17 protein-coding genes and 1 pseudogene are annotated in these 15,697 nt (G+C 51.0%); 8 read left to right on the top strand and 10 right to left on the bottom strand.

Annotated features, from left to right (window positions below; all coding sequences use genetic code 11):
• Positions 1 to 212: 212 nt before the first annotated feature.
• Entirely contained in the window at positions 213 to 1,268 is a 1,056-nt protein-coding gene (locus ABWQ15_RS14030) for a sensor histidine kinase (RefSeq protein WP_353909405.1), read from the top strand.
• Positions 1,265 to 2,110: a DNA-binding domain-containing protein gene (locus tag ABWQ15_RS14035; protein WP_353909406.1), complete on the top strand. Its 846-nt coding sequence runs from the start codon at positions 1,265 to 1,267 to the stop codon at positions 2,108 to 2,110. Before ABWQ15_RS14030 ends, ABWQ15_RS14035 begins: the two co-directional genes overlap by 4 nt.
• 250 nt (positions 2,111 to 2,360) lie before the next feature.
• Here ABWQ15_RS14035 and gltS read toward each other — a convergent pair whose 3' ends face one another.
• From gltS to ABWQ15_RS14080, 9 genes and pseudogenes are all read right to left on the bottom strand, one after another.
• Positions 2,361 to 3,551 (bottom strand): sodium/glutamate symporter, encoded by a 1,191-nt coding sequence (gene gltS / locus ABWQ15_RS14040; protein WP_353909407.1) that lies wholly within the window; start codon positions 3,549 to 3,551, stop codon positions 2,361 to 2,363.
• Positions 3,552 to 3,777: 226 nt separating this feature from the next.
• Positions 3,778 to 4,668, bottom strand: coding sequence for a metallophosphoesterase (locus ABWQ15_RS14045; RefSeq protein ID WP_353909408.1), 891 nt, complete (start codon positions 4,666 to 4,668; stop codon positions 3,778 to 3,780).
• Between the two features lie 793 nt (positions 4,669 to 5,461).
• Positions 5,462 to 5,782 carry a TfoX/Sxy family protein gene (locus ABWQ15_RS14050; protein ID WP_353909409.1) on the bottom strand — a complete coding sequence of 107 codons (321 nt, stop codon included), beginning with the start codon at positions 5,780 to 5,782 and terminating at the stop codon, positions 5,462 to 5,464.
• Positions 5,783 to 5,968: 186 nt separating this feature from the next.
• A complete protein-coding gene (locus ABWQ15_RS14055) occupies positions 5,969 to 6,541 on the bottom strand; it encodes a CatB-related O-acetyltransferase (RefSeq protein ID WP_353909410.1) in 573 nt (190 codons plus the stop codon).
• Positions 6,542 to 7,130: 589 nt separating this feature from the next.
• A pseudogene (locus ABWQ15_RS14060) lies at positions 7,131 to 7,865 on the bottom strand (N-acetyltransferase); the annotation flags it as partial.
• A gap of 101 nt (positions 7,866 to 7,966) precedes the next feature.
• Positions 7,967 to 8,365, bottom strand: a complete 399-nt coding sequence (locus tag ABWQ15_RS14065; RefSeq protein WP_353909411.1) for an SRPBCC family protein — start codon at positions 8,363 to 8,365, stop codon at positions 7,967 to 7,969.
• An 83-nt stretch (positions 8,366 to 8,448) separates the two neighbouring features.
• Positions 8,449 to 9,036, bottom strand: a complete 588-nt coding sequence (locus tag ABWQ15_RS14070) for a GNAT family N-acetyltransferase (protein ID WP_353909412.1) — start codon at positions 9,034 to 9,036, stop codon at positions 8,449 to 8,451.
• 18 nt (positions 9,037 to 9,054) lie between these two features.
• Positions 9,055 to 9,513 (bottom strand): SufBD protein, encoded by a 459-nt coding sequence (locus ABWQ15_RS14075; protein ID WP_353909413.1) that lies wholly within the window; start codon positions 9,511 to 9,513, stop codon positions 9,055 to 9,057.
• 24 nt (positions 9,514 to 9,537) lie between these two features.
• Positions 9,538 to 10,086, bottom strand: coding sequence for a CDP-alcohol phosphatidyltransferase family protein (locus ABWQ15_RS14080; protein ID WP_353909414.1), 549 nt, complete (start codon positions 10,084 to 10,086; stop codon positions 9,538 to 9,540).
• A 105-nt stretch (positions 10,087 to 10,191) separates the two neighbouring features.
• Between ABWQ15_RS14080 and ABWQ15_RS14085 the strand changes: the two genes are divergently transcribed.
• From ABWQ15_RS14085 to ABWQ15_RS14105, 5 genes are all read left to right on the top strand, one after another.
• Entirely contained in the window at positions 10,192 to 10,905 is a 714-nt protein-coding gene (locus ABWQ15_RS14085) for a site-specific integrase (protein WP_353909415.1), read from the top strand.
• Complete coding sequence (locus tag ABWQ15_RS14090; protein WP_353909416.1) at positions 10,902 to 11,765, top strand: tyrosine-type recombinase/integrase; 864 nt, start codon at positions 10,902 to 10,904, stop codon at positions 11,763 to 11,765. Before ABWQ15_RS14085 ends, ABWQ15_RS14090 begins: the two co-directional genes overlap by 4 nt.
• On the top strand, positions 11,758 to 12,450 hold the full coding sequence (locus tag ABWQ15_RS14095) for a tetratricopeptide repeat protein (protein WP_353909417.1): 693 nt from the start codon (positions 11,758 to 11,760) through the stop codon (positions 12,448 to 12,450). Before ABWQ15_RS14090 ends, ABWQ15_RS14095 begins: the two co-directional genes overlap by 8 nt.
• 95 nt (positions 12,451 to 12,545) lie before the next feature.
• The gene (locus ABWQ15_RS14100; RefSeq protein ID WP_353909418.1) at positions 12,546 to 12,764 is read left to right on the top strand and encodes a helix-turn-helix domain-containing protein; all 219 of its coding nucleotides are present in this window, start codon (positions 12,546 to 12,548) and stop codon (positions 12,762 to 12,764) included.
• Between the two features lie 72 nt (positions 12,765 to 12,836).
• Positions 12,837 to 14,078, top strand: coding sequence for a tyrosine-type recombinase/integrase (locus tag ABWQ15_RS14105; protein ID WP_353909419.1), 1,242 nt, complete (start codon positions 12,837 to 12,839; stop codon positions 14,076 to 14,078).
• A gap of 112 nt (positions 14,079 to 14,190) precedes the next feature.
• On the opposite strand, the gene ABWQ15_RS14110 is transcribed toward ABWQ15_RS14105, so the two are convergent.
• Positions 14,191 to 15,372, bottom strand: coding sequence for a DUF3644 domain-containing protein (locus ABWQ15_RS14110; protein ID WP_353909420.1), 1,182 nt, complete (start codon positions 15,370 to 15,372; stop codon positions 14,191 to 14,193).
• A gap of 202 nt (positions 15,373 to 15,574) precedes the next feature.
• On the opposite strand from ABWQ15_RS14110, the gene ABWQ15_RS14115 reads away from it, so the two are divergent.
• A partial coding sequence (locus ABWQ15_RS14115) for a transposase (RefSeq protein ID WP_353909422.1) occupies positions 15,575 to 15,697 on the top strand: 123 nt, incomplete at its 3' end.

Genomic DNA, 15,697 nt, shown 5'->3' on the forward strand with positions numbered 1-15,697 from the left:
ACACAAAATGGAAATATACTTTGGTAACAGGGCTTTGTATCACCCTGGTATCAGAAATTTATTGGAACCTTTTTAACAATGGTCTCCGCGTTTCAATGTCTGTGGCGCTGCTACCAATCCTGCTTTTAACGCTTGACCTGGATTTGGGCACGCTCTGGATCGGATTTACTTCCGGTATCATGATATTCCTGTTTCGCGGGATCCTGGCCTGGATGGGCCAGGATTCGCTGACGCACGCATTCCTGACCGCGCTGCCGGGCGGACTGTACTATGTGTTTTATAGTCTGCTCTTTTATCTTGCCGTGCGCAATAGGCATACCGTGAAATTTTTCCGCCTGATCATCAGCGTACTTGGCTGCGATTTTATTTCAAATTGGATGGAGAGCCTTTTGCGCAGCGGCGGGTTTCCCAGCCAATCCCATTCGCTGGAATTGTTGGCCATCGCGGTTGTGCGCACCACGCTGGTCGGCTTCACGTTTGTATTGATTGATCGCTATCATTCCCTTCTGGCCAGGAAAGAGCATGAACAGCGATACCAGCGGCTTTTTCTGATGACTGCGGAACTGAAAAACGAGATCTACTTCATGAAAAAGAACTCCGAGGAAATTGAGCAGATCATGGGCAACGCATATCGGCTGTATGAATCCTTGTCGGACAGGCAGATCGAGCCGCAGATTCTGGATTGCGCTCTGGCGATTGCAAGAGATGTACACGAGATCAAAAAGGATTATCTTGGAATCATCATGGGACTGGAGCGGGAGATCAATAACGAGTATCCGGAAACAGAAATGAAGTTCAGCGATCTTCTCACCATCCTGAAGGAGGTCACCTATTCTCAGATCGATGCCAAGCATCTGTCCATATTTCTGGACTTTCAGTGTCAGGATGACTTCATGACGCAGGCACATTATTCTCTGATGTTGATCTTAAAGAATCTTGTGAACAATGCGGTGGAAGCGATTGAATTTGAACGCAGAAAGGGCCGTGTCATAATTACGGGACGCAAGGTCCAAGACGACTATATGGTCAGCGTCTGTGATGATGGGCCGGGAATATCGGAGAAAAACCTTCCCAGGGTTTTTCAGCACGGATTCTCCACCAAGTTCGACCAGACAACCGGGAATATCTATCGCGGTGTTGGCTTGTCCGGAGTGAAAAGTGTTGTGGAAGAACGGTTTCATGGAGCAATTTCCGTTATGTCACAGCCAAATGTAAAAACGGAATTTCAGATCCGGATTCCCACCAGCTCTCTGGAGGAAGAAGCATGAAGATTTATGTCATAGAAGACGACCATGCTGTCATCGATATCTTGGAGGACCTGATTGAGCAGCAAAATTTAGGGAGTATCTGCGGAGATTCAGGAGGAAAAGAGCCGGATGAGCAAAGCGTCCTATCGGCCAGGCCGGATATTGTGCTGATTGATTTCTTGATGCCAAAAAAGGACGGTATTCAAATTGTACAGTCCCTTAAGCTCTTGGGGTGCGGCGCAAAATTTGTGATGATCTCTCAGGTTTCCGACAAAACCCTGATCGGTAAGGCGTATCACGCAGGCGTGGACTTTTTCATCAGTAAACCGATTAATGCCATTGAAGTGAAGTCTGTCATCCGTGCTGTTACAAATCAGATTCAGAACGAACGTACCATCGCAAGTATTCGCAGCCTGTTTGGGGAGAACATTCCCACCGATGTGCGTAAGGAGGATGCGTTCTTGAAAAGAGCCAAGCTGGCAATGAATCAGCTTGGAATGTCAGGAGAAAAGGGCTGCATTGACATCCTGAAAATCTGTGAGTATATGCACGACAATAAGCTCTCCATTTATCATGTAAACTTCGGGCAGATTTGTACCTCTCTGAGTGCGGCTCCGCAGAGCATGGAGCAGCGAATCCGCAGGGCGATCGCGAAAGGAATGCGGAATCTTGCTCAGCTTGGAATTGAAGACTACATGAACGAAACATTTGTGGAGTACTCGGGAAGTTTGTTTTCGTTTGAAGAGGTCAAGGCCGAGATGGATTACATCCGCAGGAAGCAGAAGCGGGGCGGAAAAGTCAGTGTCAAGGGCTTTATCGGCGGACTTCTCATTCTATCGGAGCAGGATGAATTTTCGCTGTGAGGCCGAGTAGGTGCGACCGGAGAAAAACCTTAAAACGTAAGCCTTTGTGCAGACAGGCAAGCTGTCTGCACAAAGGCTTTTCTTATTTGCTTGAAGACGGTTCTGCGAAACAATGTGAATGACAAAGCACAGGCCGAAGTCATATCGTTCGGCCTGTGCTTTAAAATGAGAAACGTTTTGCAGGAGAGGTAAAAGCCGTCTGTCCCTTGGAAAGTCTTTCTATAAATACTGGGAGTCGGATTTTTTCCGCTTAGTGGAGGACATTCATAAAGATCGTCAGAATCCCGCTGTTAAACATGTCGATAAACAGACTTCCCACCAGCGGCACAATGAAATACGCGCGGGGGCACGGTCCGTATTTGTCGGCCAGAACGCCCATGTTTGCCATGGCGTTGGGAGTGGCACCCATACCGAAGCCGCAGAATGCGGTGGTCATGGCCGCAGCCTCGTAATCTCTACCCATAATATTAAACACTGCAAGATTGGCGTAGAGCGCCATCCAGACGGTCTGCACCAGCAGAATCACGATCATGGGAACCGCCAGGGCAGCCAGCTGCCACAGCTGCAGGCCCATCAGCGCCATTGCCAGGAACAGCTGCAAGGAGAGATTGCCCAAAGAGTCGATCTCGGGCATGGGGACATCTTTCTTCATGCCGTCGAAGCTGTTGCGGATTACAACGGCGATCAGCATTGCACCGATATAACCGGGAACGGTGAAATTCCAGCTTTTAAAAAGAGCGACCAACAGCGTTCCGACACCGATCGCCACGGCAATGAACAAAGCGGCGTTGACAAACCGCTGCGGGTCAATGGTGGTTGCCTTCTCGGCCTGCTGGTCAAAGATGTGTTCTTCCTTTGCGGTGCTGTGCAGCTGCAGCTTTATGATTCTGCGCCGCGCAAAGGGGCCGCCCATCACACCACCCGCAACCAAGCCGTACGTTGCCGCCGCGATGGCCACGGTCGTAGCGCCTGTCACTCCGAAGCTGTCTTCCAGCAAGGGGCCAAATGCACCGGAGGTACCATGACCGCCCACCAGAGGGATAGAGCCCATGCAAAGACCAAGCTTGGGGTCCAGACCAAAGACGCTGGCCATGCCGCTGCCAATCAAATCCTGTGAGATGACCATGACAATTGCAAGCCCCAAAAATAGCAGAACCTGAAATCCGCCTTTTTTCAGCAGGCTGAAGCAAGCGGTGAAACCGACCGTGCAGAAGAAGATGGTCATGAATATGGTTTGGAGCGTGTTATCGAAAGAAATTTCAGCTACACCGGTAGAATGCAGGATCAGATTCAGAATGGAAAAAATGAGACCGCCTACCACGGGAGCAGGGATGCAGTATTTGTTCAGAACGGGCACTTTGAGAATTAGAAAACGCCCGAGACAGTAGACCAAGGCCGCCACGGCCCCGGCTTGGAACATATCCAGTTTAATTGCTGTCATTGTTTCTCCTCCTATGTAATCCCTTGTTAGAATGTAAACAAAGAATAACTTGTGGTAGACAAAATAATACAAAAAAGTACAATTATTATCTAAAATTTTTATATTGAATGACAACAACCATGCCATTGAGCGGAGCGGTTCTCATCTGACCTCCAATATTTATTCCATAAAAAGCAGAGAGCTGAAAACAAAAGTTTCAAGCTCTCTGTAAAGAATTCGTCTGTTATTAAATATCATAATCTTCAATAGGGATGGGGCCTCTGACAATATTTTTCTCGATCCTGAGATTTCCGTCTGGGTCTGCCCGGATTCTCCAACTCACCAACATGATTTCGCCGCCGGCTATTTCAATTCCTGTAATCCCCTTTGTGTGAATGCAGCAGCCTGTGTTAAAATACGGAAGCTCGTCCTTCTCAGAAAATTTCGGTCGATGCGTGTGCCCGCAGATAATCATTTTATGATGCTCTGCGATCCACTTCCTGTACTTGACTTCAATTTTCGACCTTTTGTAAAGATTTTTTGCCGGGCTGGCCGGATTTTGAAATCCGACCACATGCATGAACCTCCAAAAATACCGCATCAGCGCCATAGAGACCACCCAGAGCTGATCATTCATGAAATCGCCCTGATGCCCGTGTACAATCAGTATTTCCTGCCCGGTATCCCTGCTCTTTAATACCAGTGCCTCATATGGGACCAAGCCCCTCAGAAATTCCTGCGTATCCTGACTGTATTCATCATAATAGCAATAGTAATTTTTTTGGACAAAAGATTTTGAACGCAGATAAATGTTGTGATTACCGTAGAGCAGAACCAACCTGCCTGCATCATAATATTTCTTGATGGACATAAAAACGTCGGAATGCGCCAGCCGTATGGTTTTAAAATCGGAATATTCCCACAATTCATCCCCGTCTCCGGCTTCAACGTATCGGTATCCATTCTCATAGTAGTATTCAAGGGCGTGCAGCAGGACACTTTGGTTTCTGGTAAATTCATCGGAAGCACTGTCGTCGCCCCGATGGGAATCACTGAAAATTATATACTTAGACTTTGCGTCAAAGTATTCAACTTTCGCATTTTGGTATGCAGATGTCAGTCTTTTATCTGTGAACATTTTCACTCCACGATTTCATATGATGTAGATTCAGACGATGGAATTGGTATTTTCAAATTGGCCATTTATCAAGGTTATGTAAATTTGACCTACCCTCTGAATCCGTCCGCCACAAAAGTAAGTTGTCACCCCAAAATCTTAAGCACAGATTTATCTGGGGGCAAATTATCCAGTGCGAAATGAAATCCGACTCAATACTGCTTCCACTTTCTTACCGGAAATGGATCTATCATCAACTTGACTGTCAAGCTGTAAATAAAGCTACAGGCAACAAGCCCTAGTATTCCCCGCCATCTGTCATTTAAGCCGTGTACTTTTGCATATATCCGCATAAAAAACCCTTGAGGCGAAAAGTCTTAAACTGCAAGTTCATCTCTGCGAAAAAGTGTGGTCCTGAGCGGCTTGCAGTGATCGATTTCCAGCCGGAGGATCTGCGCCGTGAAGCCGGTAAAGATCTTAAGGCGTTTCGAAAACCCGATTCTGATACCGCATCTTAATCGACTTCCATCGCTTTGCCTTTTGGGTCCGTCAAGGGACAAACAGTCCTCGTAACCTCGTAAAGTCCGGACTTTTTCATAATCTTGGGGTTGAGCATCTCCATGTATCTGCCATCGTTATCGAAGGCGATGATGCGTTTCTTCACGCCGGGAGTCGGTATTGTAGGCAAAAGCCTCTGCAAAATGCGTAGGATATCTGTTTCTTCAAATATGTATTTTTATGTGCCGTCCTCCTCGTTGGGGTCGCCGACACCGCGCATCGCGATATAATTGGCCTTCGCCATGGTACCCCTCCTCTACTTCTTTCGTCTTGCTTTCGGCGCGGGAAGCTCCTCGTACAGGGCGCTCACCAGCCGCTCCAAAAATTCCGGATTGTCCACATCCTCCGCCAGCAGCATTTCCTTCGCCCCGCCATAGGGTAGCTCCCGGCGCGCATTTGGCATCAGCGCCAGCGCCGCGTTCACCGGCTTGACCAGCAGTCGGTCATCGTAAATGCCGCCCACGAGCTTGCCGCGGTAATAGAGGAGATATTCGCCCATCATGGCGCGGTGGGAAATATCCTCCAAACCGGAAAGCTGTTCCAGAATGAAGTCCAGGTATTCTTTACTCGACGCCATAATCGTCCTCCTTCAGCAGAGCATAAAAGTGATCCGTAACCCGTGCCATGCTTCCAGTGGCCGGGTATTTCCACGGCAACTGCACGTTTTTTCCATTTTAGCACGCCGGTAGTTCGCGCGCAAGGATTGCTAAAAGAACCGGTACGCACGTGCCTGTGTACCGGCCCTTCGATGATTGGATATATGTTATTCGATTCGGTCGAGCTGTCCGGCCTGAATGTAGGGAATATTTCGCGCGATGCGTTCGTGCGGCCAATTCCACCACTGCATGGATTCCAGCTGCGCAGCGGTTTCGTCCGAAAACCGTCTGCGGATGGGCTTTGCCGGTACGCCGCCCACAATGGTATATGGCTCCACGTCCTTTGTGACCATGGCGCGGGCGCCGATGATAGCCCCGTCCCCAATGGTCACGCCCGCCAGAATCACCGCCTCGTAACCGATCCACACGTCATTGCCCACGACAATGTCGCCCTTGTTGTCCCACGCCTGCGTCACATCCGCCTTGTCCAGCCCCCATTCCTCAAAAAACAGAGGGAACGGATAAGTGGAGAGGGCCCGCATGGTATGGTTGGCGCTGGTAAAAAGGAATTTTGCGCCGCAGGCAATGGAGCAGAACTTTCCGATCACCAACCGATCATGGTTGATGGGGTAATGATAGAGCACATTATTCTTCTGAAAATCGCAGGGATTGTCCGCAAAATCGTTGTACATCGTGTAGTCGCCGACCTCGATATTCGGGTCATCAACAACATTTTTCAAATAGACCGTCTGCTATTCCGGTCATGCCAATGCAGCGCTTCACCGCGCACCACCTCTGCTTTTCATAAGGTTTTACAGCAAAATCCCTGCGGATCTCCTTTTATTCCACGGTCACACGGAAGCGGCACTCCTGTGCGCCGGAGAGGACCGTATGTATCTGCTCCACCTGGATTTTCTTCTCCGGCAGCAGTGTCCCCAGCACATAAAGGATGCTCTGCCGGGAGCACTCGCAGTGTACCGGCGCGGAGGCAAGCCTCGCGTCCACCACCGGGCAGAGACAGCGCGGATAGCCGATCTCGTAGACGCGGCCGCGCTCGATGATGTCCGCGAAGAAGAACTCCGACCGCCCGTATTTTTCATACTGCAAATCAAGATCGCCGCCGCACTCGTCAAACTGCCGCTGCTGCTCTTTCAGGACATAATTCTGTACGCAGCTCACGGCGCAGGGGCGGTACAACTCCTCCCGCTCGCTCTGGGGCAACTTTTCGATGCCGCTCTCCAGCGTATTGAAAAACTTCTGGTTAAAGCGCTCCCATTCATTTTCCATGTCAAACTGACCTTCCTTTTCTATTTTTGATTTTTCCGCCGCCAGCGCGAGGAATTTCTTCTCTGACAATATCTCGTTGGTGACATAGACGCCGTTATAAAAAAGCGCATAGTTTGTCCACGCGGCGGGCGCGTTTTGGGCCCTCTCCCGGCTATCCAGAATAATACTTTTAAACGGGATGCCTGCATCCTTTGCCGAGCGTTCGATAAGCGGCACATATTTTGCCGTATAGGGACAACCTGCGGTATAATAGAGCACAAAACCGTTCTCGTCAATATGCGGCGTTTTGGCGCAGGGCCTGAACTGCGGCACAGGTGCGCTCTTGTCAAAGGGCAGATACAGCAGCGTGAAAAACGGCTCCGCCGTATCCGCCAGCCGGAAGCCCTTGTGGGCCAGATACTTTGGGTCGGACAAAAACGGCTGCTTTTTCTTTGATGCGATCACGCAAAGGCCCTGCCGCCCCTTTGCTTTCCCGTCCGCGATACAGCGCTCCATCAGGTCGTCTGCGTAGCCGTGGCCCTTGAGCGCGCCGGATACCCAGAAGCAATCTATGTAGAGGTACCCGTCCGCTTCGATCGGTACCCACGCAAATTCTGCCGGGATGTACTCGATAAAGCACTTGCCGCGCTCTGCCGCCTTGAGAAAGACCAGCCCTTCGTCCAATCTGTCCCGCAGCCACGCCTTTTTGGAGGCCACCTGCGGGTCCTTATTACTGGAGATGGCGCAGCAGATGTGCTCCCGCTCCAGATTTTCCGGGGTCATCTGAATATACTCCATAGGAACCCCCTTGTCGGAACAAAATACGGAAAAAACGCAGCGCGCATGCCTGCGATTCCAATATTAACCAAAAAATTGATCATCCACGAGTTGTGCTCGCCTTATTCACCCATTGCTTTTCTTAAATCCGTAATATAAGTTGCTTGCTGCTTTTTAAGATACGCCTTTACAAATAAATTCATAATGGGATTAGCGACTTCAACTTCTTCAGTAAATTCAATTTTTGTACCAGAGTCGTCTCTTGAAAAAAGCCCAATCCAATGTCCGTCCATATTCTTATTTTTCATATCAAATTCATAGCGTTCATAGGGCTTTTTGAGTGCAATCGTAAATTCAGTTTTTAATCCGTCTTTCGTAAATTCAGTAAAACGATTACCGTCGTCGGATACTTCTATTTTAACGATATCACTGCGCCAGCCAAAGGCTGTGTTATCCGTAACTATATTCCAAACAGCTTCTATTGAACTATGGAACCTTGCAATAACGGTTGCTTTTTTCATTCTGCATCCCTTCGCTGTATACCAATAATCTCACTTTCAAATTCCGACTGCCTTTTATTTGCGCTGTTCCCCGATTGTGTTTATTAGGAGTCCCGCCTGCGGCGTAGGCGCTTTTCCTCTCTCGTGGGCCGTTGGCAGTAAACCGTATTTTTTTTGTCCGTCTTATGATGCTCCCGACAGGCGACGCAATCGCCGTGCCGCGCGCAGCGCGTACGTTTGCAGGGGCAGTCCGTACGCTGAGTTACGCAGAGCATGGGCGTATAGCGGATGCCGTCCGTCGTCTGCTTCGCGCCTGTCTCGCAAAAGCCCAGACGCCGGTAAACCTCCACCGCATAGGGCGAGGAATTCACTGTCATCTGTCCGGCGGAATTCTCCTGACAGGCGCGGAAAAACAGCCGCCTGCCCACGCCCTGCCGGTGGTACGCGCCGCGCACAAAGAACAGCGCGATATGCGCGCCGCCATTGCGGGTGGCAAGAACGCCGATGAGTGTGTTTCCTTCGAAAGCGCCGTAGATACGGAGCCGGGCAAGGTAGTCCGGGTCATGGATGGAGGCATAGAACGCCTGAGCACCCTGTGGGGTGTAGTCCGGCACTTCAAACTCCCCAAAGACTTCCCACGCCAAATCCAGCGCCGCGCCGTACTCCTCTTTCGCAAGCTCTCGAATCTCCATAATTTCCCGCCCCTTCAACTAAATCTTCTTTTCCTGTTCCGCTATCTTCTGCAAAGCGCTCACGATGTCCTTCAAAATCAGCGGTCGCATACTGTCGCGGTATCCGGACAGATCCGCATTTTCCAATACCGCTCGAATTCGGGAAATCAAGCTCGGCTTCGCCGCCGCGATCTCCGGCAGCGCCTGAATGCACTGTCGGGCTGTAATGGGCTTTTCGTCCGTAACATGGGCGAGAAAATCGTCAATCAAAGCGTCATAGCGGTTTTCGCTGTCCCAGCGGGCGTTGACAGCAAGAATGGAGATAGCCCGGTTCCGTACCAGTGAATTTCTATGGTGCAGCAGTGCGGCGAAGTCGTCGAGATACGGATAAAACCGGTCGCTCTCCCGGCTTTCCGCCGCAAGTTTATCCGCGTAGGCGCAGGCGGACTTGGCGTCCTTGTCGGTCAGACGCTCAAGCAGTTCCTCTTGATCGGTCATATTTCCGGCCTCCTGAAAGGTTGTTTATTTTAGGAAGATGCCCCGGCAGTCGCGGTTCAGCACCGGAGCGTTTATGGTAATCACGAGTTCCTCCAGAGACGATAACAGCGCCGCGGCGCAAAGGATGACACCCGCGGCAGTCAGCCCCAGCGCCGCATACAGAACCGGGAATGTGAAAATCAGCGCGCCCGTGGCCTTGTTCGCGTAAGTATGCAGGGCGGAAAAGGTTTGGTGTTTCACAAACCCGATGGCATAGCCCGCAAGACGCAAAGCCGCGATGAAAGCGGCACCGATCCACAGCCATATGGGAAATGGGAGATACCGCACGGCGAAAACTGCAATCGCCGCGGCAAAAAACAGATCCGCGGCGCTGTCCAGCTTCGCTCCAGCAACGCTTTGCGTTTTCAGCCTGCGGGCCAGCGCGCCATCCATCAGATCGCTGATTCCACCGCACAGATAGCAAGTCCAAAAAGCGGTGGAGAATGGAGCGGCCAGCATCATTCCGACTGCAAACAGAAACCGCGTGGAAGTGATTCCATTGGCAAGATTTTTGATGGCAATATCCCCTCGCACTTTTTTATCATCATACCATATTTTATTCCTGGGATAAAGTCTCTTTGCAGTAGCTATTTTCCTCTTTCTGTGATATTGTCCGTATTGCAAAAGGAAGCGAGGACAATGCAGGAAGAATACACAGTCGACGCGTGGGCAGAGATCTGGTTTGCGCGGAACGCCGGAAAGTGGCGTGCCAGCACCGAGGGCGGATACCGCAATCTGATTTACCGGCACATCGTCCTCGGTGTGGGGAAAATCAAGCTCGCCGAGCTGAAGCCACATCACATCAGTGCCTTTTATAAAGCGCTGGCGGAAAGCGGGCTCGGTTCCCGCAGTATCTGGTGCGTTCATCTGCTCCTTCGGCACTGTCTGGACGACGCCTGCAAGGATGGGTTCCTCGACGTCAATCCGGCGGACTTATGCGAAGTCCCGACCTCGGAACGCAGGCCTGCCATGCGGGTCCGGTCTGGGCAGATTCGCCGTTATCTGGACGCGGCGGAATGCGGGGGTGTGCTACCCATCATTTATATTGGACTTACCGTCGGCCTGCGGCAATGTGAACTGTTCACACTGCTGTGGGCCGACTTCAATTTACAGCACCGATATATTCTGCGGGGCAAGCGGCTGCTGACGCTGGATGAACAGGCCGTCTCCCTGCTGACTGCGGAGCATGAGCGGCACCCGGACATCCCCCATGCCTTCCTCAATCCCAAGACCGGTGAGCCGTTCCGTCTGCACGAGTTTTATTACCTGCACAGAAAGCTATTGGAACAGGCGCGGATGCCAAAGCGGGGCTTCCGCGATCTGCAAACGCAATGTATGGAGGGAAAACTATGACGATGAAGGAATGGGCGGAGCGGTGGATGGAAGCCGACGTCCGCCCCAAGGTGCGCCCCACAACCTACGAGGCCAAGCGCTATGTCCTGCAAAACCACATTCTGACCAAGCTGGGCGACATTCCGCTCTCCGACTTGACCGAGGTGCAGATCGGCAGTTTTCTCGACGAGCGAAAACGCTTTGGTAGCCACCGTCCCGAGAGCGCTGAATACCCCGGCCTGAGCCAGGTCACCATGCGCCACATCCATCGCTGCCTGCAGGAATGTCTCGACAGCGCCGTCTCAACCGGTATGATTCCGGTCAATCCGGCGCGAGCTTTCCACTACCCCACACAGCGGAAGGTCAAGGCAAGCGTACTCGGAGACTCGGAGGTCGAGGACTATCTGGATGCCGCAGAAGCGCTGGGCTATCTGCCCATGTTCACACTTATGCTGACCATTGGTCTGCGTCAACGGGAACTCCTTGCCTTAAAATGGAGCGATCTGGATGAGCGGACCGGCATCCTCACCGTGTGGTCAGGGCGCAGTGTGGTGAAGGGCAAACTGAAAGACTATGGTGGCAACACGCGGCAAATTCCCCTGAGCATAGACACGATCGCTCTGCTCCGGCAGGAGCATAACCGGCACCCCAGCAGCGAGGCAATATTCGTCCACTCTGGCACACGAAAGCCCTACGCGCCCGCCATGGTACGCCTGCTGCACCAACGGATCATCGAAAAAGCGGGACTTGACCATATTCGCTTTGAAGATTTGCGGCACACGGTGGCTGTCCATGCGCTGGAAAGCAAAACGGAAGCAAAAACGGTGTCGGCGTTGCTGGGCCACACCCGCCCTTATGTTGGAGCTGCGGAAGTTGGCTGATGGCGGCGACGTCTACGCCCAATATTTTCTCGGAACGATCTACCGCGACGGCGGTTTGCTGATTCCCGACCCAAAGCTGGCCATCAACTGGTTCTATCAGGCAGCACGGCAGAAGCTCCCCGTTGCCCAGTATCAGCTTGGGAAAATGCTGCTCTCCGACGATGCCGCAATCCGTGACCCGCCGCTCGGAATCGAGTGGCTGGAGATGGCGAAGGAAAACGGAAACGCCCAAGCCGCCTACCGGCTGGGCAAGGAGTATCTCGCGGGAACGCACGTGCCGCAAGACGCGGCAAAGGCGGTGGACTGCCTGACGGTCTCCGCTAAGAATGGAAACCAGTACGCCCAGTACACGCTGGGCAAGTTGTATCTGACCGGGTCCGTAACGAAACGTGACATACCCACGGCAGAACACTGGTTTTTACGATCTGCCCAGCAAGGAAATCAGTATGCACAATTCTTCCTCGACCGCATGGATTCCCTCAAGCCAACCTCCGTCATGCTATCAACGACCCGGCTGCTTCATCACATGAGCCGCATCTTCCAGGACAACTCTCTGCCGAAGTCCAGCCCCATGGGAATGCAGATCGACCGCAAACGGCTGCAAAAGATTCGGGAGAAGAAGATCGCCATGGGTCACAAGCCGGACGACCACGAGGAATACACCGGCCCAACCATGTCGATGTAACCCATCCCCCTTTACGCAACGAGGGGGAAATAAATCAACAAGACGCAGAACAACAATTTAAAATGCTTCCGCCGCGATGCGGAGAAAGGACAACCATGAAAAAATCACAATTCAAATCCTTCGACGAACTACCCCTGATGCTGACGGTGCCGGATGTCTCCAACGTGCTGGGCATCGGTCTCGCCAACGCTTACAGCATTGTACGGCGTCCGGATTTTCCCTCCATAACGCTGGGCTCCCGCATCATTATTCCGCGGGATCAGTTTACCGAATGGATCGCAAAGCTCACCGAAGAAAAGGGAGAAATCCATTGAAAACAGTAGCTATTTACTCAATTTTGTGGTATTGGTTGGTGTTGCGGAAAGTCAGGAAAAGGAGGTTATTTCATGAGTAAAAGACGAGCGAACGGCGAAGGCAGCATCCGAAAAAAGCCCAGCGGCAGTTGGGAAGGGCGCTATACCGTAGGCATCGACCCAGCCACCGGCCGCGCCATCCAGAGAAGCGTGTCCGCCAAGACACAGAATGAGTGCCGGGATAAGCTGAGGCGCGCCATCGCCGATAACCGCGGCGTGTCCACGAGTCATACCGGCGACTACACCGTGGGAGAATGGTGCCGCCTGTGGTTTGAAACCTACAGCAAGCCAAACCTGCGGCCCAACACGGTCCGCAATTACGCCAATGTGCTGGAGCAGCATATCATCCCCGCCATCGGGAACCTCAAGTTACGACTGCTTATGCCGATTCATATTCAGCAGATGTATAACGACATACGGCATCACGGCCGGGTCAAACGCGGCAAGAAGATGGAGGATTTCACACTGTCGGGCGGTTTCGTGCGGCAGACGCACATGGTGCTACACAGCTGCCTGCAGCAGGCGGTGAAGGAACGCCTCATTCCGTATAACCCCTGCGACGGCTGCCGCATCCCCAAAAAGGACAAGCCCGAGATGAAGATCATCCCGCCGGAGCAGGTCGGGACCTATCTGCGGGAGGCTGAGACTTATGGCGTGCTGCCCATCTTCTATCTGGAGCTGACCAGCGGCCTGCGGCGCGGCGAGCTGGTGGGGCTGCTGTGGGAGGATCTGGACGTGCAGCACCGCATCCTGTCGGTGGACAAGCAGGTCACCCGCATCGACGGCGTGCTGACCGTGACGGTGCCCAAAACGGAAAACTCCGTCCGCAAGGTGGCAATTCCCCAACAGGCGGTGGATCTTCTGACTGCTGAGCATGAGAAGCATCTTGACAATCCCATTATGTTTCCGTCTCCCAAAACGGGAACGTACTGGAGTCCGGATGCCCTTGGGCGGGTACACAAAAAGCTGCTGAAAAGCGCCAGCATCGACATTGCCGTGCGCTTTCATGACCTTCGGCATACGTTCGCCACCATGGCGATGCAGAGCGGCGTGGACGTCAAGACGCTCTCCAGTATGCTGGGACATTATTCGGCAGGCTTCACACTGGACACCTACACCCATGTGACGAACGGGATGCAGCAAAGCGCCGCCGCCAAGGTCGGCGGATTCATGGCCGAGGTCACAGGCACCGCGCCTGCGCCGGAGCCGCCCGATCCGGAACCAACGTCCGCGAAAAGCGGCTGCAAGATTATTCCGTTCCAGAGAGTGGGATGAGAAAGACATTTCTCAGCGGACAGCGGTGCCCTCATTCAAAGGGCACCGCTATCAGTTTTATGTGTTCAGTTCTTGCATGCATATCGCTGCATTATTTTATGACAATAAGTTTTTATGCGTAGTCAGAAAAAAGCAGCTTTTGCTTACACTTAATTCTGATGTTATCCTTTGTAAAGCCATGCTTTTCAAGTAAATTCACGATAAACGCGACCCATTCATCCGTATACAAGTAATCATTGTGTGGTTCATCATATATGCAAAACTTAGATACGGTATCGAACTTGGATTCTGCTGTTGATACAGGCCGAACTTGGAACGCCTTCCAGAGTAAGCTATGATCATTCTGCGAAATCTTTATTCCGGTTTTGCCTTCAACTGCTTGTATGACAGCACCAGGCTTGAGCAAATCTGCATTCAATACTTGCTGCACAACAATTCTATCTTTGATGATGGTACAGATTTGCTGATAGTTTACACGATCTTCCTCAGTAAGACTATTCCAGTTTACAAATTCGACTGCTAAATCATTGCGGTTAGTGTTGCTGATTTTAGGAATTTGTAACAGCTTAATACTGTATTCTTGGCTGTCAAAAATTACTTGGGGTAAGTCCGTTTTATACTTATCAATATACTTCTTGATATCCTGCATGTCTTTTGACAATAAATCACGTTGAGCTTGCAATTGCTCTTTTGCACGTAAGTGAGAAAATTGTAATGCATAAGCAAGACAGGTGTTAATCGAATAGTCTTCACCAAAAAGTGTGACCAAGAACGTTTCGTAGTTAAAAAGCAACGATTGGCACTCACCAAAAAGTAGAATATCTAAAGAAGAGCCTTCCCAATATCGGTGCTCAATTTTGTTTCGGATACCAATAAAAAAGCGCAGGTTTGCAACAACAGGTTCAGAAAGATTAGGATATGCTTTTTGCATCTTCTGATACTCCTTGATACATTCAGTCAACTCCCATGCTTTTTTCTCCCCATCCACTTTTTTATAGCGGCCATTCTTCTCTTTGTAAAAATAACGCTCACCTATTTCACTCTGAAAGTAAGCGTGAAACAGCTTTGTCCATGCAAGAATCATAAGTATGATATAGTTTTCTATCCTGAACTGGACACGCGGACGATTATATGTTTCGACTGCAGTTAGTGCGCTGTTGATGGAGTTCTCTAATATGCTTTTCGTCTTTCCTTGCCGAAGAATAATCACAGCGATTCCTCCCAATCCGAAAATAAATAATAGTCCCGTAAAAAAATGCTTAGTTACCCCTGCAATCGCAATGCCTATAGTCATTTTAAGTATAATTCTAACTCCCTAGATTTACAATAAACTTGTCGAGCCAGCACTTTAATTTCCCGTTTTCGCTCCCGTTTGGGATGGGTTAGGGATTTGAGCGTTTTGGCGGCGGATTTTCTTTGGAGGGATATCATAGAAGTGCAGAGGACAAACACCCCAAAAGTGATAGAATCAAAGAAAGAACAAGGTGGTGTTTGCAATGCGCAAATATGACAAGGAGTTCAAAGAAGAAGCGGTCAAGCTGTCCGATGAAATCGGCGTGAAGCAGGCGGCGGCACAACTTGGCATTCCGTATTACTCTCTGGCGGAGTGGCGGCAGAAG

The organism is Oscillibacter sp. (assembly GCF_040505565.1).
Classification (GTDB): domain Bacteria; phylum Bacillota; class Clostridia; order Oscillospirales; family Oscillospiraceae; genus Oscillibacter.